At 70.6% G+C, this 22,594-nt stretch carries 19 protein-coding genes and 1 pseudogene; 9 read left to right on the top strand and 11 right to left on the bottom strand.

Going from position 1 to position 22,594, the window contains the following annotated elements:
* The first annotated feature begins 10 nt into the window (after window positions 1–10).
* From ACWCO8_RS18105 to ACWCO8_RS18145, 9 genes are all read left to right on the top strand, one after another.
* Window positions 11–2,170 carry an ATP-binding cassette domain-containing protein gene (locus ACWCO8_RS18105; protein ID WP_451033031.1) on the top strand — a complete coding sequence of 720 codons (2,160 nt, stop codon included), beginning with the start codon at window positions 11–13 and terminating at the stop codon, window positions 2,168–2,170.
* Between the two features lie 74 nt (window positions 2,171–2,244).
* Complete coding sequence (locus ACWCO8_RS18110) at window positions 2,245–3,714, top strand: NUDIX hydrolase (RefSeq protein WP_451033032.1); 1,470 nt, start codon at window positions 2,245–2,247, stop codon at window positions 3,712–3,714.
* Window positions 3,715–3,816: 102 nt separating this feature from the next.
* Window positions 3,817–5,187 (top strand): MFS transporter, encoded by a 1,371-nt coding sequence (locus ACWCO8_RS18115; protein WP_451033033.1) that lies wholly within the window; start codon window positions 3,817–3,819, stop codon window positions 5,185–5,187.
* Window positions 5,188–5,374: 187 nt separating this feature from the next.
* Complete coding sequence (gene fxlM / locus ACWCO8_RS18120) at window positions 5,375–7,750, top strand: methyltransferase, FxLD system (protein WP_451033034.1); 2,376 nt, start codon at window positions 5,375–5,377, stop codon at window positions 7,748–7,750.
* A gap of 417 nt (window positions 7,751–8,167) precedes the next feature.
* Window positions 8,168–10,012, top strand: a complete 1,845-nt coding sequence (locus tag ACWCO8_RS18125; protein ID WP_451033035.1) for a hypothetical protein — start codon at window positions 8,168–8,170, stop codon at window positions 10,010–10,012.
* 90 nt (window positions 10,013–10,102) lie between these two features.
* Window positions 10,103–10,465, top strand: coding sequence for a class I SAM-dependent methyltransferase (locus ACWCO8_RS18130; protein WP_451033328.1), 363 nt, complete (start codon window positions 10,103–10,105; stop codon window positions 10,463–10,465).
* Window positions 10,466–10,508: 43 nt separating this feature from the next.
* Complete coding sequence (locus ACWCO8_RS18135) at window positions 10,509–11,084, top strand: AAA family ATPase (protein WP_451033036.1); 576 nt, start codon at window positions 10,509–10,511, stop codon at window positions 11,082–11,084.
* Window positions 11,085–11,132: 48 nt separating this feature from the next.
* Window positions 11,133–11,285 carry a hypothetical protein gene (locus ACWCO8_RS18140; protein WP_451033037.1) on the top strand — a complete coding sequence of 51 codons (153 nt, stop codon included), beginning with the start codon at window positions 11,133–11,135 and terminating at the stop codon, window positions 11,283–11,285.
* Between the two features lie 14 nt (window positions 11,286–11,299).
* On the top strand, window positions 11,300–11,593 hold the full coding sequence (locus ACWCO8_RS18145; RefSeq protein WP_451033038.1) for a hypothetical protein: 294 nt from the start codon (window positions 11,300–11,302) through the stop codon (window positions 11,591–11,593).
* A gap of 14 nt (window positions 11,594–11,607) precedes the next feature.
* On the opposite strand, the pseudogene ACWCO8_RS18150 reads toward ACWCO8_RS18145, so the two are convergent.
* From ACWCO8_RS18150 to ACWCO8_RS18200, 11 genes and pseudogenes are all read right to left on the bottom strand, one after another.
* Window positions 11,608–12,108 (bottom strand): annotated as a pseudogene (locus tag ACWCO8_RS18150) (IS5 family transposase); the annotation flags it as partial.
* Between the two features lie 386 nt (window positions 12,109–12,494).
* On the bottom strand, window positions 12,495–16,016 hold the full coding sequence (locus ACWCO8_RS18155) for a LysM peptidoglycan-binding domain-containing protein (protein ID WP_451033039.1): 3,522 nt from the start codon (window positions 16,014–16,016) through the stop codon (window positions 12,495–12,497).
* A gap of 8 nt (window positions 16,017–16,024) precedes the next feature.
* Entirely contained in the window at window positions 16,025–16,486 is a 462-nt protein-coding gene (locus tag ACWCO8_RS18160) for a TadE/TadG family type IV pilus assembly protein (protein WP_451033040.1), read from the bottom strand.
* Complete coding sequence (locus ACWCO8_RS18165) at window positions 16,483–16,941, bottom strand: TadE/TadG family type IV pilus assembly protein (protein ID WP_451033041.1); 459 nt, start codon at window positions 16,939–16,941, stop codon at window positions 16,483–16,485. The genes ACWCO8_RS18160 and ACWCO8_RS18165 overlap by 4 nt, the downstream gene beginning before the upstream one ends.
* Window positions 16,938–17,360, bottom strand: a complete 423-nt coding sequence (locus ACWCO8_RS18170) for a TadE/TadG family type IV pilus assembly protein (RefSeq protein ID WP_451033042.1) — start codon at window positions 17,358–17,360, stop codon at window positions 16,938–16,940. The genes ACWCO8_RS18165 and ACWCO8_RS18170 overlap by 4 nt, the downstream gene beginning before the upstream one ends.
* 56 nt (window positions 17,361–17,416) lie before the next feature.
* Window positions 17,417–17,605: a hypothetical protein gene (locus ACWCO8_RS18175; RefSeq protein ID WP_451033043.1), complete on the bottom strand. Its 189-nt coding sequence runs from the start codon at window positions 17,603–17,605 to the stop codon at window positions 17,417–17,419.
* A gap of 16 nt (window positions 17,606–17,621) precedes the next feature.
* On the bottom strand, window positions 17,622–18,509 hold the full coding sequence (locus ACWCO8_RS18180) for a type II secretion system F family protein (RefSeq protein ID WP_451033329.1): 888 nt from the start codon (window positions 18,507–18,509) through the stop codon (window positions 17,622–17,624).
* 5 nt (window positions 18,510–18,514) lie between these two features.
* Window positions 18,515–19,450, bottom strand: coding sequence for a type II secretion system F family protein (locus ACWCO8_RS18185; RefSeq protein ID WP_451033044.1), 936 nt, complete (start codon window positions 19,448–19,450; stop codon window positions 18,515–18,517).
* Window positions 19,447–21,018 (bottom strand): CpaF family protein, encoded by a 1,572-nt coding sequence (locus ACWCO8_RS18190; RefSeq protein ID WP_451033045.1) that lies wholly within the window; start codon window positions 21,016–21,018, stop codon window positions 19,447–19,449. Before ACWCO8_RS18190 ends, ACWCO8_RS18185 begins: the two co-directional genes overlap by 4 nt.
* A complete protein-coding gene (locus ACWCO8_RS18195; protein ID WP_451033046.1) occupies window positions 21,011–21,880 on the bottom strand; it encodes a hypothetical protein in 870 nt (289 codons plus the stop codon). The genes ACWCO8_RS18190 and ACWCO8_RS18195 overlap by 8 nt, the downstream gene beginning before the upstream one ends.
* Window positions 21,880–22,572, bottom strand: a complete 693-nt coding sequence (locus tag ACWCO8_RS18200) for an SAF domain-containing protein (RefSeq protein WP_451033047.1) — start codon at window positions 22,570–22,572, stop codon at window positions 21,880–21,882. The genes ACWCO8_RS18195 and ACWCO8_RS18200 overlap by 1 nt, the downstream gene beginning before the upstream one ends.
* Window positions 22,573–22,594 lie beyond the last annotated feature (22 nt).

Below are 22,594 nucleotides of genomic sequence, written 5' to 3' on the forward strand. Positions count from 1 at the left end.
GGGTCGGTGCATGGCGCACCTTCGAGGAACCGCTGAATCACGGGGTGCCCAAACCGTCCGAAAGGAACAGGCGCTCGATTCGCGCGGCGTCGTTGAACACGCCGACACCACCACCACGTCCACGAGGGGGAACACCTTGACGCCAGTCGAACCAGGCAGCGACGAGATCGCGAGCGGGCCGAAGGCCGGAGCCACGGACAGCATCTCGGACGCCGAGCGGGAGCTCTACGGTGGCCGTTTGCGCTACGACCAGTCCTTCGTCCGCCATGAAGGGCCGCTGACCCGGCTGAAGTTCGGGCATATGGCGGCCGCGCTGCCGCACATGGTGGGCATGGTGCTGCGCACCGGCTGGAAGGCGGACCGGCGCGCGCTGGCGGGGGTCGTTGCGGCCGAGCTCGGGCAGGGCGTGACGGCTGCGTGGGGGCTGGTGGCGGTCAACGGCGTCCTTGCGCAGTTGTTCGCCGACGGTCCGACCGTGGACAAGCTCCGCGACGCCCTGCCGTCCCTGGTGGTGTTGGCGGTCTCGGCGGTGGCCGGCGCCGTGCTGTCGGCGTGGTCGACGGCTATGGCGGGTCGGTTGGAGCCGCAGGTGGAGCGGGCGGTCTCCGCCCGCTACTACAGGGCCGTCACCGGTGTGGAGGTGGAGGCGACCGAGCGACCGGAGGTCCAGCGGGTCCTGGAGGCCGGACGGTTCGGCACGGACTCGGCCCGCAGCATGTTGCGGCTGTCAGTCGGCGTCGGCAATGTGGTGATCGGCATGGCGGCGGCCGCGGTCGTGCTCGCGGCGCTGCACTGGGCGCTGTTGCCGATGCTGCTGGCGATCGCCCTTCCCAAGGGGTGGGGTGCGGTCCGCTCCGCGCGCCGGGACTACCTCTCCCGGATGACCTGGGTCGACCACCGCAGGGCGATCGCGTCCTTGCTTGCCTACCTGACCCGACCGCATGCCGCCGGTGAGCTCCGTGTGCACGCCGCCGGCGCGAAGCTGCTCTCCAGCTACGAGGAGATGTCGCGGCAGTCGGAGGCGGAGCAGCGGCGTCTTGCCCGGGCGCAGGCGTCCACGGATCTGGTCGCGGGCGGGTTCGCCGGTGTGGCGTCGCTGGCCTGTTACGGGGTGCTGTGGTGGCTGCTGTCGACCGGCGGTCTGCCGCTCGGCGTCGGCGGGACCGCGGTGATCGCCATCCGTACCTCGACGGCGCGGCTCACGTCCCTGGTGCAGCAGGTCAACCGGCTGTACGAGGAGCTGCTGTTCCTCACCGACACCGAGGACGCCATCAAGGTGGCGGGCGAGAACGCGATCCCGCTCACCGGTACGCCGCTGCCCGCGCCGGTTCGGGAGGTGACGACGGAGGCGGTCTCGTTCACCTATCCGGGCGCCGACGGCCCCTCCCTGAAGGGCGTGAGCGTGCGCGTGCCCCGGGGAAAGGTGACGGCCCTGGTGGGTGCGAACGGCTCGGGTAAGACAACCCTCACGAAGGTGCTGGCCGGACTGCTACTCCCCGCCGACGGAGACGTGTGGTGGGTGGGCGAGTCGGGCGAGCGGGTCGGGCTGGGTGAGGCGGACCGAGCCCAGGTCTTCGCCGAGGTCGGGCTGCTGGCGCAGGACTTCCCACGCTGGGAGATGACGGCGGCCGCAAACGTGGCCATCGGGATCGGCGACCGTCCCCGCGACATGGACCGCGTCCGCAAGGCCGCCGGCGAGGCGGGCGTCCTCGAGCTGGTCGAGGGCCTGCCGCACGGCTGGGACTCGATCGTGTTCAAGGGATACGAGCGCGGTGTCCAGCTGTCGGGCGGGCAGTGGCAGAAGCTGGGATCGGCTCGAACGCGTTACAGGCAGGCGCCGTTCCTGCTGGTCGACGAGCCGACCAGCGCCCTCGATCCCCACGCGGAGATCGCCGCGTTCGAGGGGCTGTGGTCTCTGGCCGAGGAGGGGCACGCCGTCGTGCTCGTCACCCACCGGCTCGCCGCGACCATGCACGCCGACCACATCTACGTCCTCGATCAGGGATGCGTCGTCGAGGACGGCACCCACGAAGACCTGATGTCCCGCAAAGGCGGCCTGTACCAGGGAATGTTCACCGCCCAGGCCGCCCAGTACGGGATCGCGACGGCATCCGACGGCGTTCCCGGCCCCCGCGACGCCCAGCCGTCCGGCCACGAGACGGCGAGCTGATCAACCCGAGCGCCACCCTTTCCCCCCAGCCTGCCTGCCACCCCGCTCTCACGACCTCGAAGGCGAGACGACGCATGTCCCCCAACTCCACCGCGATCCGCAGGACCGTCGAGGCGTACCTCGGCCGGCACCCCGGCGAACGTGACGCCCTGGCCGGGCTTCTCGCCTTGCTGGACCAGACCGTCGACGCGACCGCCCGGACGACGCTGCCCGTGCACATCACGTGCAGCGCCGTCGTCATCGACCGGCACGGCCGGGTCCTCCACATCCGGCACCGGGCCACCGGCGGCCTCATGCTCACTCCCGGCGGCCACATCGAGCCCGGGGACCGCACGCCGCTCGCCGCGGCGCTGCGCGAGGTGTCGGAGGAGACAGGGATCGCGCCGGGCGCCCTGTGCCTGACCCGGCAGATGCTCGGCTCCCCGATCGACATCGACGTCCACGACATCGACGCCAGCCCGGCCAAGGGCGAACCTGCCCACCGCCACTACGACTTCCGCTACGTCCTCTACCTCGCCGGCGAGGAGGCGCCGACAATCGTGTTGCAGGACGACGAGGTCTCTGGTGCCCAGTGGATCCCTCAGCCGGAGGTCACCTCGCCGACGCTGCGCGCGAAACTCCTCGCGGCGGGTCTGGACGGTCGGCCGGAGCCGGTGAACGCGTCCGCGCTGATCTACGACGGGGCCGGCCACTACCTGCTTCATCTGCGCGACCACAAGCCCGGGGTCATCTGGCAGTCGGGGGCGTTCGCCCTTCTCGCTGGCGGCCTTACCCACGACGACCAGAGCCTTGAGGCCACGCTGCTGCGGGAGCTGTCCGAGGAGGTGCCCGACCTCCGCCTCGAGGACGTGAAGCCCTACGCCGTGGAGGCTGCCACCAGCGTGGACGGCCTCAGCGTCCCGGTCCGGGTCTTCGCCGGCCGTTGGCGCGGCAACCCCGACCGTCTCCGGCTGCACGAAGGTGTGCTGCTGCGTTGGTTCGCGGTCGACGAACTGGACCGGCTGCGCCTGAGCCCGGCCACCCGGGACCTGATTCGTCGGCACGCGGCCGAGAATCCCCCGGGCAGCGAGCCAGCCGTGGCTCCTCCCGTGTGGGACGGGGGCAGCCGGGTGGTGTTGAACGGCATCGGAGTCCACCTCCACCTCGAAGACGCCGAAGGCCGGGTGCTGCTCGGCCTGCGTCACCCCGAGTCGAAGTACGCGGGCGACACCTGGCACTACCTCGCCGGGCGGTGCGAGCAGGAGTCCGCCCTCTCATGCCTGGTCCGCGAGGCGTGGGAGGAAGCAGGGCTGGTCATCGACCCCGCCGACGTGGAGCTCGCGCACGTCGTCCACGTCGTTGACGCCCCGGGCAGCCTGCCCCTGATGCAGCTCGTCTTCCGGGCACGCCGGTGGGAGGGCACCCCCGAGGTTCGCGAGCCCGACAAGTGTCTGAACTGGCAGTGGTGGCCGCGGCACGAGCTCCCGAAACGGATCGTCTCCTACACCCGCACGGCCATCGCCGCAATCTCCGAAGGCCGCCCCTATTCCCAGCTGGGCTGGTGAGCAGGGTGAGCACACCGACCGGTAGCGGGCCCGGCCGGCGGGCCCAGACCGAGCCCACGCACGTGCTGCGGGAGCGCCTGTCGGAGCCGAGGGAGGTACTCCGTGCCGCCATGCGCTGAGACCCCCTCCGCCACCGGAACCTCGCTGTGGCGGCACCGGGACTTCCGCCGGTACCTGACCGGCCAGACCGCGAGCGTGGCCGGCAGCTCGATCACGCAAATGGCGCTGCCGGTACTGGCCGTTCTCCACCTGGACGCGACAACCGCCCAGGTCGCCTGGCTGGCGTTCCTCGGACAGCTCCCGCCCGCGCTGCTCGCCCTGCATGCCGGCGCGCTCGCCGACCGGCACTCCAAGCGACGGCAGATGATCACCGGTGACCTGGTCAGCGCCGCAGTGCTCACCACCGTGCCGGTCTCGGCAGCTCTGGGCTCCCTGACCCTGACCCAGCTCATGATCGTCGCTGTGGTGCAAGGGGCGGCGAGCGTGCTCCACGACGCGGCGGCCATCAGTCTCCTTCCGAACCTCGTCGACCGGTCCCTGATCCAGCGGAGCAACAGCCGCGTCGGCGCACTGTTCGCGGTCGCCGCGACCGCCGGAAGCCACCTCGGCGCCGCGCTGACCGCGCTGCTCGGCCCCGCCCGGGCCATGCTCGGCGACATCGCCTCCTACCTGATCAGCGCCGTGTGCACCGCCCGCATCCAGACCGCCGAACCCGCCCGCTCCCGCCCGGAGACACGCCGACTGCGCGGCGAGATCAGCGAGGGCCTGCGGTACGTGCGCGGCGATGACCGGCTGTGGACCCTGACCCTGGTCAACGCCACCACCTCCTTTGCCCTCGGGCTGCTCAACACCCTATGGGCCCTGTACCTGCTGCGGTCCCTGGCGATGAGCGCGACCGCGTTCGGGGTGGTGCTGGGCCTTAGCGCGCTGGGCGCAGCCGCCGGGGCGCTCACCGCCCCGGCGTTGGCCCGCCGGTGCGGCCCGGGGCCGATGATGCTGGCCGCGCTCGCGATCACCCCGCTGACCCAGATTCCGCTGCTGCTCGCCTCCCCCGGCCTTGCGTGGCAGATCACGATCGGGGTGGCGCTGTTCTTGCAGCTCGCCTGCGCCGGTGCGGCAGGCACCACCCAGCGCTCCATCCGTCAGATCATCACCACGGCCGGGATGCAGGCGCGGATGCAGGCGGTGAGCACCTGGCTGACGGCCGGCGCCCGCCCCGTAGCCGCGCTTCTCGCCGGCGGCCTGGGCACGTGGATCGGTGTCCGGCCCGCCCTGACCGTCGGGGCCCTTCTGCTGCTGATCCCGCTCGTCGTCCTCGCCCGCTCCCCGATCCGTGCTCTCCGGCAGATGCCAGACCCGCCCGCCGCCCTGCCGCCGCCTCCCGCACTCCGGACGTCCGCTCCATCCGTGCCCACTCCAGCGCGCACGGACGACGGGCAGCACGATCGCTCACTCGGAGGCGATCCCTCGTGAACCAGGTGCCGAACGCGGCGGCTCTCCGACGCCTGACACCGCCGGCCCGGCCTCCTCCACGCCGTGATGGACAGCTACGGCCGCCCCTTCACTCCCGAGGAAGAGGCCCAGCTCATCCTGTCCGTCCTGTATGCCGTCTCCGGCATCGCCTACGGAACCGCCCACGCCCGATACGAGGAGCAGCACATTGACGTATACCGCCCGCGACGAGTGGCAGCAGCACTACGGCGAGGGGAAGGGGTGGCGCCGGCTCGGTGAGCGCGAGCGGGAACTCCTTGCCGAGCACACCCCTGTACCCGAAGGCGGGGGCCGGGCCCTGGACGTGGGCTGCGGGACCGGGGAGTTGGCCGCCCACTTGGCCAGCCTCGGCTACAGCGTGGACGCCGTCGACTTCGCGGAGAGCGCGATCGCACGGGCCCGCGAGGAGCACGCCGACGTCGAGGGAGTGCGCTGGCTGCAGATGGACATCGAGCGCGACGACCCGGCGCCGCTGCACGAGGAGGGGTACGACCTGATCACGATGCGGCTGGTGTACCCGTTCGTGCGGGACCGCTGCCGGATCGTTCACGGGCTGGGCGAGCTGCTGCGCGACGGAGGCGCGCTCGTCGCCATCACCCCGGTCGTGGAGAACACGTCGGTGGAGCGGCACGGGATCGCCCTGGACGAGGAGGAGATCGTCCTGCTCGGTGCGGGATGGGAGACGGTGGAGCGGCTGGACGCGGACGGCCTGGCCTTCCTGGTCCTGCGCGGGCCGTGCCACGTCGACACGCGGGCTGTCGAGAAGCGGCTGACCGCCGGCCACGCCCTGACCGGCGCGCTTGCCGTTGTCACCGATGACGCCGGCCGGGTCCTGCTGGGCCGCTCCCGGCGCGGCATGCTGGAGCTGCCCGGTGGGAAGACCGCCGGCCCGGAGGACTTCGCCGCTGCTGCGGTCCGCGAACTCGCCGAGGAGACCGGGCTGGTCGCCGATCCGGCCGACGCGCACGTGGTGACGATGCTGGTCGACGACAGCCACGGCATCCCGCGGCTCACCGCCGTCGTCCGGATCACCACGTGGACCGGAACCCTGACCAGCCCGGAACCGAAGCTGTTCGACCGCTGGGAGTTCTTCGACCTCCACGCCCTATCCTGCGCCGGGAACGTGTTCACCCCGGCCGCGCTCGCGCTCGATGCCGTGTGGCCCGACGTCATCCCCGGCCTGCCGCCCGTCACCTCCTACCCGATCGCCTCCGACCAGCCGCCCGTGCCGGGTGAACCGGCCGAGGCCGGCCGAATGCGCGCGGCGATGGCCCAGACCGTCATCGACGGCGGCTGGGCCCCCTCCGCGCCGGTCCAGGAGGCCCTGCGGACCGTGCCCCGGCACCGCTTCGCACCGGAGGTGAACCTCGCGGCCGCGTACGACGGCGGCGACCGGGCCGTCGTCACCCGGCGCGACGAGGCCGGGACGGCGATCAGCTCGGTGTCCGCGGCATGGCTCCAGGCCGACATGATCGAGCACCTGGGCCTGAGGCCGGGCGCGGTCGTGTTCGAGGCGGGATCCGGCGGCTACAACGCCGAGCTGATCGCCCACACCACCGGACCCGGCGGGCGCGTAGTCACCGTCGACATCGACCCGTGGGTGGTACGCCGCACCCGCCGGTTCCTCACGGAGGCCGGCAGCGGACGCGTCACCGCCGTCGAAGCCGACGCTGCCCTCGGCGCCCCCGGGCGCCTCGTGCCACGCGGCGGCTTCGACGCCAGCGTGATCACCTACAACTGCTGGGACATCGCCCCGGCCTGGCGCGAGCAGCTGGCCGAGGGCGGCCGCCTGGTCCTGCCGCTGGAGCTGGGCGGCTACACCCGGGCGGTCACCTTAGAGCGGGACGGACAGGTGCTGCACGCCCGCCACTTCACGGACTGCGGATTCGTCCGCGACCAAGGACAACAGGCCCGCACCATCCCGGTCGTCTCCCTCCTCAACGGCGGGCTGACACTGCGCTTCGAGCACGGCACCGCCGCCGATACGACGGGCTTGGAGGAGGCGCTGCGCGGGCCGCGGCACGAGGTCTCCACAGGCGTGACCATGGGGGCGGCGCGCTCCTACTTCGGTTCCCTGCAGCTGTACGCGGCCACCACCCTGTCCGGCTTCTGTCGCCTGGCCGCCCACCAGGAACCGGACAAAGGTGTGACCGGCATCGCGAAGGACCGGGACGCCCCCGCGATCGTCGGCGACGCATCGCTCGCCTACCTGATCCACGTCCAGACCAAGGACGGCGACAGCCCGCAGGGCAAGGAGTGGAAGTGGACCGTCCACGCCTTCGGCGAGCAGGGACCCGCGCTCGCCAAGCGGCTGCTGGCCACAGTCCTGGCCTGGGACCGCCACGTCCGCACCGACGACAACGACCAACACGCTGATCCCCTCCTGACGGTCTACCCGACCGGAACGCCCGACGACGCACTGCCCGCCGGAGACGTCCTGGACAAGGATCTCTGCCGCTTGGTGGTCCGCTGGCCTGGACGTGACGTGCCGCCGCCCCGATCTGTTAATCACCCCGGGGCCGACGTCGTGACGGAGGGCGTGTGACGGTGGAACAGCCGGTACACGAAACGGAGTTCGTCGCACCGACAGAGCGTGGTGATCGAGACGGATACGTCGAGCGCATGCGGCGGCCGCGCAGCAGTTTCAGGTGAGCGCGAGGCGCTTCATACGCCCTCGACTCGAGGGGCCGTGCAGCTGACCGGCGGGCGCCTCATCGCACTCTGTAGCGGCGTACGGGTCCGCTATCCAGAGATGGCAGGCTCCACCGCGGGCCCGGCTGATGGCTCGGGCGTCGGCAGACCGGGGCGCTCCGCAGCGTGGCACCGACTACGTTTCGCGCATTACTGGGCGACTCTCCGTGAGGCTCGTTAGGCTGAACGGCTGAAGGTGATCTACGTCCCCTCCTGTCCGCAGAACGCTCTTCTGCACGCGGAGGGGGTTGTGTTCGCGAGGGGGCTGGCGATGGGCGTTGACAACCGGCAGATCCAGACGGCCGTCCTGGCGAGCCCAGAGTCCGATGATCCAGTCGTCTGCCCGACGGATGCCGACGAGCTCGACGAGTTCCGCGAGGAGTTCTCCGGGACGACGTTCTGGTGCGGGATCCTGCTGGGCGGGTGCGGTGGCCAGCTCCTGACCCGGCGAGGCAACGTCCGCGTCAGCCACTTCGCCCACTTCCCCGACCCTGAAGGGCTGCTGCCTCAGTGCGGGCGCCGTTCCCGGGGCGTCGCGAGCGCGGACCACCTGTACGTGCGGACGGCCACCCAATCGTGGCTGCGCGGCCAGGGGCACACTCCGCGATACCGCTACATCGACCGGGACGACGCGCCGGTCGGGTCCCTCGTGGAGATCGAACTGGACGGGCACACGCTACTGCTGCACATGGACAGCACCGCGCCACCCGACTGGGACGCCGCGGAGGCCAGCGACATCATCCTCGGCCCCGGCGTCCAGATCGACCAACTGACCCTGGTACGCCGGGGCTACGTCAACCGCGTCAAGTTTGTCAGCGAGGGCAACCGGCGTGTCATGGCCCTGGGTACCGAGTTCCCGCACGTGGGCACCGACTGGGACTTCCAGTTGGCGGACTGCACCGTCGACGAGCACGGCCGGCTCATCACCCCAGTCATCGCACGCCATGAGGCCGAACGCGGCGACGGTGGACGGTCGCCGTTGCCGCGGCCGCAGCCTGAGCATCGGGAAGGTCCGGTACAGATCGGCGCGCTGACCCGGCTCATCAAGACCGCGGTACACAAGAAGGAGACCGGCGCCGTCCGCCAGCTGCGCGACGCAGCTCAGCTTCAAGTGCCTCGCTGTGAGGGGCAGGCGCTTGAGCACCTGCAACACGCGATCGAGCACGCGAACGACTGGATCGACGAGCAGGACCGCATCCGTCGGCGGTTGTTCGCCGGGCTCGACGAAGCGGTCGGGCACGGTTACGTCTTCGAAGTCTCGAAGCTAGCGTCTGAGATCAGAAGGTTCCTTCTGCGCGGCGGATTCACCACGCCGCAGGAAGCGGGCCTGCTCGATGCCGCGGACGCGCTCCTTCGAGAAGCACGTCGGCATGCCGCCCAGAAACGGCGGGAAGCGGACGCACGCCGTGCGGCACAGGCTGAAGAGCGGAACTCGCGTCGCGCGGCAGAGGCGAAGGAGCGGGAAGCGCCGCTCGCGGCTCAGGCCCAGGAGCGGAAAGCGCGCAACAGAGCACGGGGGCAGGTCCAGAGCATCACCGGCCGTCTTCGGCGCGAAAAGCTGACCTCTGAGGAGCAGAAGCAGCTCGTCGAGGAACTGGGCCTCGCGGCGAAGGAGGCTGGGGACCTGCTCTCCGCAGCCGAACAGAGCAAGGTGGATGCATGGGTGGGAAGGCTCGCCGGCCCCGCCGGCGGGCAGGAAGCGGCCGAGAAGGCATCCCTGCCCGCGCAATCCCAGCTGGACGAGATCACGGATCCTGCCCAGCTGCCGGAGCATCTCCATCCCGCTGCGGCGGCTGTCCGCGGAGCCTTGAAGAAGGCGGCACGGGCGCGGGCCACGACCAGCTGGAACCGGCTGGAGCACCAGCTCGGCTCCGCGCTTCCCTCCCTCAGCAGCAACGAACGCGTCCAGATACTTGTCCAGGTCGACCGGACCGCAGCAGGCGACGAGCCGCTCCTGTCGTCCCTGCTGGCGGCAGGCGACCCACACTTCGCGCACCAGTACTACCGGCACGTACTCGTCGCACTCGGCCTGGACGCCCCGGACGACGACGAGGACCTGCAAAGTGTCATCGAAGCGGACGCCGAACAGGTCTTCACCGACTGGCGCTTCCGCTGAGGCTGGCCGAGAGGGTCCGCCAGCACGACCTCACCGAGCCCCTCCTGGGCGGACGACGGGAGCTTCGAAATCGTCCTCCTCACCCTCGTCCTGCACTACCTCCCCGACCGGATTCGCACGCTGCGGGAACTCGCCCGCATCCTGCGGCCAGGCGGACGGATCGTCGTCTCGACCAGCCACCCCACGGCGGACTGGCTCGCCAGCGGCGGCAACTACTTCGCCAGCGGCTACGTCGAGGAGTCCTGGTCGAACGGGATGACCCACCACTACTGGCACCAGCCCCTCCAAGCCTGGCTCGACCAATTCACCGCCGCCGGACTCAACCTCGACCGCTTTGTCGAACACCAGCCGGTTCCCTCGATGGCATGTCATCACCCTGCCGAGCACAAGAAACTGCCCCACCGGCCTGGCTTCATGGCCATCCGGCTCCACAAACGACACCCTGAAATCTAGGCTCTGCACCAGCTGCCTCAACGACCATCCTCGGAGTCCACCCGTGCATCTCCGCCCGACTCTGGCCGTCGTCAGCGGTCCGTCGGCCACCGGCAAGACCACCCTCGCTCGGGCACTCGCCCAGCACCTGGGCTGCCCCGGGATCCTGCGTGACGAGATTAAGCAGGGCATGGTCATGAACAGTCCCGGCCACGACGCCAACGGCGAGGACCCTCTCAACATGCGGGCCTTGGAGGCATTCTTCGCGACGATCACCGTTCTTCTCCGGGCGGGCACAACCGTCGTCGCCGAAGCCGCCTTCCAGGACCGGCTCTGGCGCCCCGGGCTGGAGCCGCTCATGGAGTTCGCCGACCTACGGATCATCCGGTGCACCACCCCCGCGCCGACCATCGCCCAACGCATCACCGACCGCGCCCGCAAAGACAGCCACCGGGTCGCCCACGGGGACAAGGCCCTGCTCGCCGACATGGAGTCCGGCGTCTACGACCCCGACCAGTTCGTCCCGATCAGCCTGGCCGCTCCGAACCTGCTGGTGGACACCTCCGACGGCTACGCGCCAGCCATGGCAGAGATCCAGAGGTTTCTACTGCAGCCAGTTGACGAAGAGGATGCGGGGTAACGACTCCGAAGGCCGCGCTTACGCTGCCGGGTCAGAGGTAGCAAGGCGGTGCACGACACCGTAGTGATCAGCCTCCTGCTTGCCATCGTGAACCCGGATCTCTCTTGGCCAGTCCGAATGCGCGAAGCAACAGCGATTTTCGGCGTCCGCAGGCAGATCAAGGAGACCTTCGCCCACCACACCGCGCACACCACTGCCTGACTTAGGGTCGAAGCATGATTAATCTTCAGGTCCGTGGCGAGGCTGGCACGATTGAGGCTCGCGCCAAGCATGGTGTGGTCTGGGGGCCGGAGCTGAACGCTCTCGACCAGTCGGTGTTTCCGATGCTCGGGCACCTGCTGCCGTATGCGGACACTGTTTTCAACAGCCGCCAGGTGGTCACCCTGCTGGGGGAAGTACCGCGTCTGCCGCCGGGTGTGCTCACCGATGAGTTCGCGCGTGAGCTTCTGGACCTGGGTCAGACGGTTCTCGACGGACATCACCTCTACCTGTGGTTCCTCGGGGACTGAAACAGCAGGTCTGCTCAGCTCCGGAGCCAAAGCCGGATCGAGCCGGTGGTGACGGTGCCGTGGAAGACGTAGGCGCGTTTGTCGTAACGAGTGGCGACGGCCCGGTGGTTCTTGAGCCGTTTGATTGTCCGTTCGAGGTCGTTGCGGCGCTTGTAGATATCTGAGTCGAAGCCGGTGGGTCGGCCGCCGTTGCTGCCGCGGCGTTTGCGGTTGGCCCGCTGGTCCCTCGGCTCGGGAATCGTGTGCTTGATCCGACGTCTTCGCAGGTAGCGGCGGTTTCGTCGCGAGCTGTATGCCTTGTCGCCGCCGACGTGGTCCGGTCGGGTTCGCGGGTGACCGCCCTGCGGGCGGTGGACCCGGATCCGTTTCAGGACCTCGATCATCTGGGGTGCGTCGCCCCACTGGCCCGGTGTGACAAGGAAGGCAAGTGGTCGGCAGCCTCCCTCACCGGCGAGGTGGATTTTGCAGGTCAGGCCGCCCCGGGACCGTCCGAGTCCTTCGTCGGGCCGATGGTTTCGGGCGTCGACACCCCGCCCCATGCCGAGCACAACGAGCCACCGGCCCGACAGTCACATGATCCGCCGGACAGGACCTAGCAGGCCGTATGGCGGCCAACCCTGCCCGAGCCGCTGAGCGCCAACAACCCCCCGACCGTACGGACTCCGTTCTGGCTCGGTACGGGACCGCAGGTCCATGAGCACTGCCCCGTGGAACCCCGGAATCCGGGCCTCGTAGCACCGCCTCTGTCGGCCGGTCATGAGCACCGGGGCGGCCACGGGCCGGGGGTCGAGACAGCGGTCTCGAAGAGTTCCCAGGTAACGAGAGCGCTCGCCGAACAGCGGACTTGCTGGGCCACTGCTAACGAACTGCCTTCATGCCAACAAGGTCGCGGATCGTGGCCTCAGCGGAGACTGACGGGCTTGGGCAGAAGGGTTCGTAGCAGCTGCCCTGTCTCTGCCTCCATATCGACGCCGCCGCCGAGGCCTTCGTTGATGCGGGCCAGGCGGGTTGCGGCTTCGCGGAGAGCGTCGATGTCCCCGGCGCCGTGGTGGGCGAGGAAGACCTGCCGGTGCAGGAGTTCGTTCTCCTCGGCGGCGAGGAGACCCTGGTGCGCGGCCCAGAGTGCCCCACCGTAGTCCCCAGCTTCCCGGCACCGGGTGGACAGTTCGTAGGCGACGTCGGCGACGGCGGAGATCATCTCCTGGATGGCCGGCTCGGCCCAGGCGTAGCGCTGGGGGTCGGTGGCGGCGAAGGGGCGGCCTCGGACGAGCGCGAGGGCCCGTCGCAGGGCGAGGTCGCTGTCTTCGTCGTGGCGGGCGAGGCCAATGCGGGCAAAGTTCTGGAAGGTACGCCAGTCGCAGGTGACGCTCTGGGCGAGGCGGTAGCGGCTGTCCCCGGTGTCCTGGACGCGCGGGAAGTACGCGTCGCCGTCGGGGTTCTTTCCGAGCCAGGAGCGCGTGCGGCTGATGACGCTGTTACGCATCTCCTTGTTTACGAGGCGGCCCGGCCAGAGGGCGTCGTCGATGGCGTGGTGGTCGGCTCCGGGGTTGAGCGCGAGGTAGGAGACGAGCTCGACGCCCGCGTTCCGACGGTTGGAGTCGATCCGGCCTGCGGCGCCCTCGATGACCACCCGCCCAAGTAGGAGAACGGTCGGCGCGCTGTTGTGCGGCGGCGCGGCGTCTTCAGCGGCGGGAACGGGGAGCGGGCTGGACTCGGGGCCTTCCTCTGTCGGCTCCTGGTGCTCCTTTCTCACCACTGGGGTGGTGACCGCGGGGTCGGTCGTGGTCGGGACCGGTGTACTGGTGGGCAGGGGTGGGGCCGGCGGCGTGGCGAGGCCAGTGGACGTGGGGCCACTTGTGCTGTGCCCGGGCTGGTCTTCGGGTGCCTCAGCTGCTGGGGTCGGGGCCGTTCCGGTTTCCCGGGCCGGTTCGTCGGACTCGGCGGATGTGGTCTCGAGCTCCTCCCGCTCGATGTAGGTGTACTCAGCGGGCATGCCGTCCTCGTCGGCGCCGGTCCGCGGTTCGGTGTCGAGTTCCTCTCCGCCAGCGCAGCTCGCCCCCGAGGTTTCCGAGGAGTCCCCCTGGTCAGGCCTCGGCGGGTGGCCGTCTTCTGGTACCTCCTCATGGTCGAGAAGGTCGTCCAGCCAGCCATGGTGTGCGGGGACGTCGGTGGGGCTGGCGGACAGGGTGAGCAGCTCGATCGCGTCGGCGAAGTGTGGGTCGGTCAGGCCCTGGAGCTTGATGGGCAGGCCGGAGCCTGGCAGGACGACGCCCTCGTCCGGTCCGGCGCAGTGGAGGGTCCAGCCCTGGGCCGGGGCGACGTCTGCGTTCTCGCTCGACGTCACGACCGCGCCGGCCACCCGTGGCTCGGCCGCCAGCACGCCATAGAGCTCTTCCGTCTCGGTCCCCTCCGGCAGGTCGGTCGCGAGGAGGATGTGGGGAGTCCACGAGTCGCCTGCGTCTTCCTGGAGGCGGGCGGTGCGGAGGGTCGGTGCGCCGAGCGCGGCCAGGGCGCGGCGCTGGTCGGTCGTGTGGCTGGTGAGTTCGGCGACTGCGTCGGCGAGTTCGGCTGTGCGGGCGACGCGTTCGGGTGCCGCGTGGTCGAGGCTGGGGGCGGTGTCGGCCAGCGCGGTGATCTCCAGGTGGCCGGGCAGGGGGGTGCTGGCGAGTTCGACGGCGATGGCCTGAAGGACGTGGCGGGCGTGGTCGGCGTCGCCGTCCAGGTGGAGGACGCCGACGTACTCGAGGTCGACGAGAACCAGGCGGCCGGAGTTGTCCCAGCCCAGGGAGACCAGGGCCGGGTAGGGAGCGTCGGCGCCTTGGAGTGCGTCGTGGTCGGCAAAGTCGGGACTGGAGGCTGGGCAGGTCCACAGGTCCGTGCGGCCGGCAGTGCCCGAGAAGGGCTTCATCGGCGCGGTGCCCTGGTCGAGGTGGAGTTCGAGTTTGTTCTCGTGGAGGACGACGGCTGTGACCACGGGCAGGTCGCGCCCGGCTGCGGCGAGGTTGAGGGCCAGGGTGCGCAGGGCCTTGTCGAGGAGGTCGAAGCTGGTGGGGTGCTGGGCGGCGCGCAGGCTTTGCTCGGTGGCAGCGGCGCTGCCGGTGGGCATCGGGATGCGGCGTCCGGGCCGACGGCCGCGTTGCTGCAGGATCCGGCGAGTGGCGAGGGTGCCGATCAGGGCTGCGGCCAGAGCCCCGGCACCCTGCCAGACGGCGGCGGGAGCGAGGGCAGTTTCGGCACCCTGCGTCTGTGGGTCGGTGCCCGCCTTCTGACCGTTCTGCGAAGGCGTGGGAGCGGCAGCGGTGGGCGTGGAACTCGGCGCGGCCGGTGGCGTTGTGGCGGGCTTCGAAGGTGTGGAGGCCTCGGGCGTGGGGGTGCCCTTGGAAGTGTCAGGCTCGTGCGGCGTCTTGGTGTCCGGAGCGGGACGGGTGTCGGGGCCAGGGCGGGTGTCGGGGCCAGGGCGGGTGTCGAGGGCGGTTGTCGTGGGGAGGGTGAGTTCCTGGCCGGGGAGGATCAGGTCGGGGTTGTTGAACGTGCCTCCCCCGGGGAGCGGGTTGCCCTTGTTGGCCTCGAAGATCTTCGGCCAGTCCTGGGGATCGCCGTGGTCGTCGGCGATGGTCCACAGGCTTTCTCCCGGCCGTACGGTGACGTGCTCGGCCTGGGGTGGGGCGGGCTTCTCGTCCTTGAGGTCGTCCTGGGCGGGCTGCTGTGCGGGCGGGGCTGTTTCGGGCGCGGTGTCGGTGGGTGTGGTGGCCGGGGTCGCGGGCTTGGCGATGTTGGCGTCGGCGGGGAGGCGGATGACGGCACCCTTGGGGAGGAACTGGTCGCCTGCCGCGAGCTGGTGGACGCTCGGGTTGAGGGCGGCGATGTCCTTCCAGCGCGGGCCGCTGCCGAGGTACTGCTCCGCCAGGTCCCAGGGGAGCTCAGACGCTCCGGTGACGGTGTGGGTGGGCCAGGCGTCTTGCTCCGCAGCGGCCGCGGCTGCCGAAGTGGACGCCGTGCTGCCGGTGCCCGCCGTGTGTACGGCGGTGGCCGCGACGGCCGGGGAGGGGGTCGCGGCCGAGGCGGCGGTGGGGGCGAGGAGCACGATCGCGCCGATGAGGAATGACGCCAGGGACTGGATCCCTCCCAGGCCTCTGATCCGCGGGGCGGAGCGGCGCCTGAGAACGGCGAGGATTTCGACCAGAACGGAGAAGGCGAAGGCCGCCCAGGCGACCCATCCGATGCAGGTCAGGACCACGAAGAAGAGGGAGCCGTCGTCCTGGGCCAGCAAGCTGAAGCCGTCGGCGAGTTCTGTCGGCTGATGGCCCACCTTCAGCAGAAGGTACGGGACGCCCGCGACAAGGCCCGCCAGGGTGGCCAGGCCGAGCAGGGCCCGAAGGAGGGCGCCGATGGCACGCAGCGGGACGGGGGTGCGGTGGGCCATGGTGTGGCTCAGCCTCCAGCTTGGGTCTGCAGGTGTGCTGTCGCGGTGCCGGTCACGTGGATCGTGCCCTTGCCGACGAACTGCGCGAAGAAGGTGTCGTAGGTGTCGTTGACGGTGACGAGGATGCTTAGTCCTCCGTCAGTGACCGTGACGGTGCCCTGGACGCCGGCGGCGGCGAGGTAGTCCTGGGCGGCTGCGGCGGCCGCGTCCGGGTCGATGGTGATGGCAGTGCCTTCAATGGCCTGGGCCGGGTCGATCTGCTGGCCGGCGGTGCGGGCGGCCTCCTGGGCAAGGGAGGTGGCGCGGTTCGCCGCATTCAGCGCTCCGCCGCCGTCCACGAGGAGGCCCATGACCATGAGGATCGCGAGCGTGGACAGAGCGAAATAGGTGGACATCGAGCCGCGGTCTCGGCCGCGCGCTGGCGCGGCCGCGCGCCGACGGGCTTCCTGGTCCTTCGTGTGGATGGTCACTGTCGGCCCCGGTATGTGTCGAGGGGGCTGGTCCATGACGCGGTGAGTGTCTTGGCTCCGGGCAGGCCCGGCAGCCCGATGTCGGAGAGGTTCGCGGTGCAGGCGATCGTTGCGGTCACGCTCGCCTCGACGCCGAGGTCGAGCGCGTAGCCGGCGGTGTCGATGACGACGGTGGAGTTCTGGCAGGTGATGCCCTCCCCCGCGAGGCTGCGGTCCGCGGCGGCTTGGGCTCTGGCCTGCGCGGTGCCGGCGTCGCGTTCGAGGGAGGCGGCGCGGGCCGCCGCGCGGGCCGCGGAGTCCACTGCACCGTCGGCGTCCGTGACCCGTCCGAAGGCGATCATGAGCAGGAGGAGGCCGATCATGACCGGTGCGAGGACGGCGGTCTCCAGGGCGTAGGAGCCCTGGTCGCGGCGTAGCGCCGCTGTGAGGTGTCGGCGGAGGGTGGGGGCGGTCACGGGGTGGTCCACCGTTCGACGGGGGCGTCGGCGTGCTGGACGATGTCGAGGGTCAGGCCGGGTACGAGGGTCGCGACGCTGCCACGGACGGTGAGGCGGATCTCGTCCGCGGTGCTTCCCGCGGACGAGACACTGGCGCCCCGGACGCTGCTGCCGAAGCGGCTCAGGAACGCCTGCGCCTGGGCGACGCCGTCGCCCTCGCTCGCGCCGAACTGACGCCCTGCTTCAACGCCCTGGCGGGCGGCGGACTGGGCGACCTTGCGGGCGTGGAAGTACAGGCCGACCTGGATGGCGGTGAAGACCAGGGCGAGCACGACGAGCGCGAGGACGGCGAACTCCACCGCTGCGGCCCCTAGCTCGCCCCGCGGTGCGCGGCGTCGCATGAACGCCGTCGCGCGGCTGAGCATCCGTCGGTTCACGCTGTCCCTCCCCCGTCCCTTTCGTTCCCGTCCCGTACTGTTGCCCCTGGTCCTGCTCATCCGCCGTTGATGATGCCGATCTTCTCCAGCAGCTTGCTCCGGACTGCGACGACGAGGAGTCCGGCACCGACCAGGAGCGCGCCGGTGATCAGGGCGAGCTCGGTGCTGGTCGCGCCGCGGTCGCGCTGGTCCTTCAGGTGCTGGTACCGGGTGCGGATCCACACGGTCAGGGTCTGGATGTCCACGGGGGTGTTGTCTCCTTCAGCTTCCGAGGATGGTGATCGTGATGGGGATCATCACGAAGACGAGCATGAGGATGACGCCGAAGGTGACCGGCAGGATCATCGCGGCGCTCGCCTCGTTGGCCTGCGCTTTCGCATCGGACAGCAGGGCGATACGCAGCTGGCGGGCCTGGGCCTGGAGGGTGGTGTAGACGGCGGCGCCGTCTCCGGCCAGGGCGAGGGTGTCGGCCGGGCGGGTCAGTTCGGGAATGTCGAGCTCGTCGCCGAGCTGCTTGAGCGCGTCCCACACTGTGACGCCGGCGAGGTCGGCCTCGTGGAAGACCTGCCGCATGCGGACGAAGATCCAGCCGTCGCCGACCTCCGCGGTCTGGGTCAGGGCCTGCGCGGCGCCGGAGTTCGCGATCCTGGCGAGGGCCACGCGCTCCAGGTAGGAGGCGGCGGCGTGCCGCACGATCAGGCGGGCGGCCGCGGCGTCACGGGCGACGTCCTTTCCGGGCCAGAACCAGAGCAAGCCCGCCATGGCGAGGGAGACGATCGCGGGGAGCGTGTACGGCAGGGGCGTTCCGGCGAGAGCCATCAGGGCCTGGAGCAATTGGGGCAGCAGCAGGCCGTAGAGGGCGAACAGGAATCGCCTGCCGAGGTGTTGGGCCGGGCTGATGCGCAGCAGGTTCAGGTCCCTGTGGGGCAGGGTGATCCGGCTGCCGAACTCGCCGAGCAGCCGGGCGCCGATCCGCTCCGGCAGCGTGCCCGTGGTCACGGGCGCTGCGGCCGCGAGACGGGGGGCGTTGGTCTTGGAGACGTCGAGGCGGTCCAAGGCGGCGGAGAGGTCGCGGCGGGCGGGAAGCAGCGCGCGGACGGCCAGGCCGATCAGGGCGCCGGCGGCGGCCGCGGGCAGGACGGCCTCCATGGCGATCACCGGGTGCCTCCCTGGTCGCTGGGGGCCTGTGCGGCCTGAAGCCGGGCGACGGGCAGAGGGTCGATCAGCCGCGGGTCGGGGGCGGTGCGGGCGATCCTCCGCAGCCAGCGCAGCGTGTACGCGAACAACCCTCCGAGGACGGCAAGGACGATTTGGCCGAGCGGGGACTGGTACCAGCCGGACCAGGCGTCGTTGAGCATGCAGCCGACCACGACGAAGCAGATCACGGCACTGACCATGCGACTGGACTTGCGGACCTTGGCGCGGTCGGCCTCAATGTCGCGGGCGTCGGCGGCCTGCTGATGGATCGTGACCGCGAGCGCCTCCAGCGCGTCGGACAGGCCCGGGCCCTTGTAGACGGCGTGCGACTGGAACAGCAGGACAACGTGGTCGGATACGCCGTCGGCGAGCTCGTCGGCAAACAGGGCAAAGGCGCCGTCTGTCTCCATCCCGGCGCGCAGCCGCTCGGCAAGCGCCCGCACGTTCTGCGTGATCGGGGCAGGGGCGGCTTTGGCCGAGGCACGGATCGTCTGGGGCAGGCTGATGCCGGCCTGGTGAACACCAGCGAGATGGTTCAGCCACTGCCCGAGCGCTTCAAGGCGCTCGATGCGCTGGGTTGCGGCGGTTCCGGGGTTGAGGACGAAGGGCAGACCAAGGACGGCGGCGCCCGCGAGGAGGCCGTGGACGGGCCATCCGGTCCACGCCCACACCACCAGAGTCACGATGCCCGCGGTCGTGACGAGGTGACGCCAACGGCTCTGCCACGCCTCGGGGAGTTCCGCCTTCGCACGCTGGAGCCGACCGCTCAGGCTGGATGCCGGTTTCGCCGGGTCGGGAACCCGGCCGCGGAACTCCCGCCCGGCGGCGAGGAGCGCCAGGAGGGCCAGGACCGTGCAGCAGGCAGCGACGAGAGCGAGCTGAGAGGTGGTCATCGGCGGCCTACAGTCTGCATCGGGCCGAGCCACGCCCCGTACGGGTTTTCGGTGAGCCACTGCCGGTAGAACAGGCCTGTGCGTTCGAGGTCGTCGACGAAGCCGGGCATGTTCTTGTAGATCGCGCGGAGCTCGCCGCCTTGCGGTGCGAAGAGTTCGGTGGTGACGGGGCGGCCGCCTTCGCCGACGACGTCGTGGACCTCGTAGATGTGGGAAACGAACCGGTGCTTACGCCCGCCGATCGCGGTCTCGTCCAGGTAGGTCAGGTAGACGACGACGTCGATGGAGGAAGCGATGAGGTGGTGCGCGGCCTCGGTCTGCATGCCCGCTTCAGTGCACAGCTGGACCAGGCGACTGACGATGGCGTGCGGACGGCGGACGTGGAGGGTGCACATCGAGCCGGAGCCGCCGGCGGACATCGCCTGCAGCATCGGCACGATTTCCGTGGAGCGGACCTCGCCGACGATCACACGGGTCGCGTTGTAGCGCAGGGCGGTGGCGAACATGTCCGAGATCGTGACCTCGCCCGCGGCGTTCCCGCCCCGGACCTCACCGTTGGACTGCCGCGCTTCGAACGCGTAGGTCACGGGGCCTGGCTTGGGGCCGGGCTCGTCCAGGTACAGCTCCCGATCCGACTCCAAGGTGACCAGGCGTTCAGCCGGCGGGATCTCGCGGCCCAGTGCACGCAGCAGTGACGTCTTGCCGGCGCCCATGTCGCCGACGACCAGGATGTTCATCTTGGCGTGCACGCACGCGGTCAGGAACCGTTCCAGGATCGGGTTGATGGATCCCCACTGGACCAGCTCGGCGATGCCGTGCTGCCGGATGCGGTGCCGGCGGATCACGACGGACGGACGCGTGGTCAGCAGGCTCGCGGTGACGCGGGAGCCGTCCGGCATGCGGAAGCCGACCATCGGCGTGGCCTGCGTCAACGATCGCTCGCCATGCCCGGACAAGCGGGCCATCCGGTTCACCCAGGCAATCAGCTCTTCCGGAGAATCGGCGACCTTCTCGACCGTCTGACGGGGACGGTCGTGGAATTCGACGAAGGCGCGCAGGCCGTCGACCATCACGTCCTCGACGCCCTCCTGGTCCAGCAGCGACTGCAGCCGCCCACCCCGGTACATGGAGTCGAACACCGCAGTACCGATCGCCGCTTCCTGCTCTGCGGTGAGCGGCGTGTTGCCCTGCGCGTACTTGGCCGCCCAGTCCGCGACCGCGTTACGCACCAGCGACTTGGCCAGCGCACGCCGGTCGGCCTCCTCCATGAGCTTGTCCGGGTCCTCCGCGCTGAGCTGCTTCGACACCAGAGCCTGCAGATCCTCGATCACCTCCCACCCGACAGGGATCTCCCCGGGTAGACCGGCCAGCCGCGGCATGGCCGCAGGCCCGACGGCAGCAGTCGGTAACGTGGGGGCGGGAACAACGGCTGCTGGCGACCGCGCAGGAGCCGCGGGCGTGGGCGGGCGGTTCTGGCCGAGACGGCTGGCGAGCAGGCCCGCTATGTCCTCCCGGCCCATCGGCGCGGGGTGCCCGTTGACACCGGGTCGCTGGTGGGTGTCAGCCACGCGCCCCACCTCGTTCTGTCAGACGCTGCAGGACGCCCGCCAGCTGCGGGTTCACCGCGCGGGCCGGGTACTGCTGCTGTATCGCCCGGAGGGAGGCGGCAACTTCGAACTGTTCGGTCGCGGTGCGGGCATGACGCAGCAACGGGCTTCGGCCGTAGCCGCGCGGCGGTCGGCCCCCGGCCGTGAAGTACCCGGCGGTCGCGGGGTCGTACGGCAGCGCTGCCAGGATCGGCACTTTCAGGGCCTCGGTGACCTGGTGGGCCCGGTAGGGGCCGTCCTCGATGAGCAGCAGGCCGAGCGCGTCAGGTCCGTTGCCGTGTTCGGCCAGCTCCGTGCGCAGCGGGTCGATGACGTGCCGTGCCAGAGTGAGGGACTGCTCAGTTCCCCGCACGACCAGGAGCACCAGATCGGCACGGTGCAGCAGCGCGGCGGGCGTGAGCGTGGTGTGGAGCCGACCGGACTCGAGCGCGAGTCGGCCGGCGTCGACGAAGACGTCGTATCCGGCTTCCTCCGCCAGGACGTGCATGACCTCCGACAGGGCCGGCCAGGTCCGGCCCAGCGCGGCCGCCTGCCCGGGATCGGTCAGGCCGGGCAACAGCTTGCGATGTCCGGCCTCGTCCATCGGCCACAGGTGGGACGCGAAGGCCTGCGCGAGCGCGTCCGGGCCAATGCGCTCCGCGGCCGCCAGATGGTAGAGCCCGACCCCGGCGCCGGCTTCGCCCTGGAGGAACCCGGCCCGGATAGTGCCACCCGCAGGGTCACACTCGGCGAGCAGGCTCGGGCGCGTCGAGGCGAGAGTGAGGGCGAGTGCGGCGGTGGTGACACCGCAGGACTTCGCCGAGAGGAGTGCGGTAACCGGCATCAGCTGCTCCGCGGTTCGCGCACGAGGGCGATCCGGCCCTGTGCCGCCCGGGTGGCCAGAAGGGGACCATCCGCCGGAGAGACTGCGAGGTTAACCACGACGTTGCCGGAGGCGTCCGGCCGGGACACGGTCACCACGACGGCGTTGATGGTCGACGGTGGCACTTCGGCGTCCTTGCCGATGGGCTGCTCTCCTTGGGCGGGCGTGGTGACCGCGAGAACCTTGTCCCCGGGGGCGAGCGTGCCAGCCGGGGCCTGGCCGCGCTTGACCTGCACACCGACCTGCTGCTTGTCGTCCCCCAGGCCCGTGCCGCTCGCGAGCTGGGAGATGGTGAGCAGGCCACCCTTGCGCAGGTCCACAGCAGGCCGCTTGCCGACCATCGACGCCTCTTGCGTGGCCGGGACGGGAGCAAGAGCGGCGTCCGCGCTCACCTCGGCCACGATCAAGTCCGCAGTGGTGAGGGCCTGGCCAGCCGGGACGTCGCGGGCAATGGCCAACACCTTGATGCGGTCACTCGCCGACGTGACGGCGGCGGCCGCGCCGAGCCCGGCGACAACGGCCAGAACGATGCACAGCGCGGCAACCGACCAGCGGCGCTCCCGCTTGACCGGGGCGCTGGTGGTGATCGGGATTTCGGGGCGTGCCGGGGTGGCAGGGCGCGGCACCGCCGGCGCGGCGACGGGGGATTCCATACGGGGAGTGCCTCTCGACTTG

It is taken from the genome of Streptomyces sp. NPDC001927 (genome assembly GCF_053594455.1).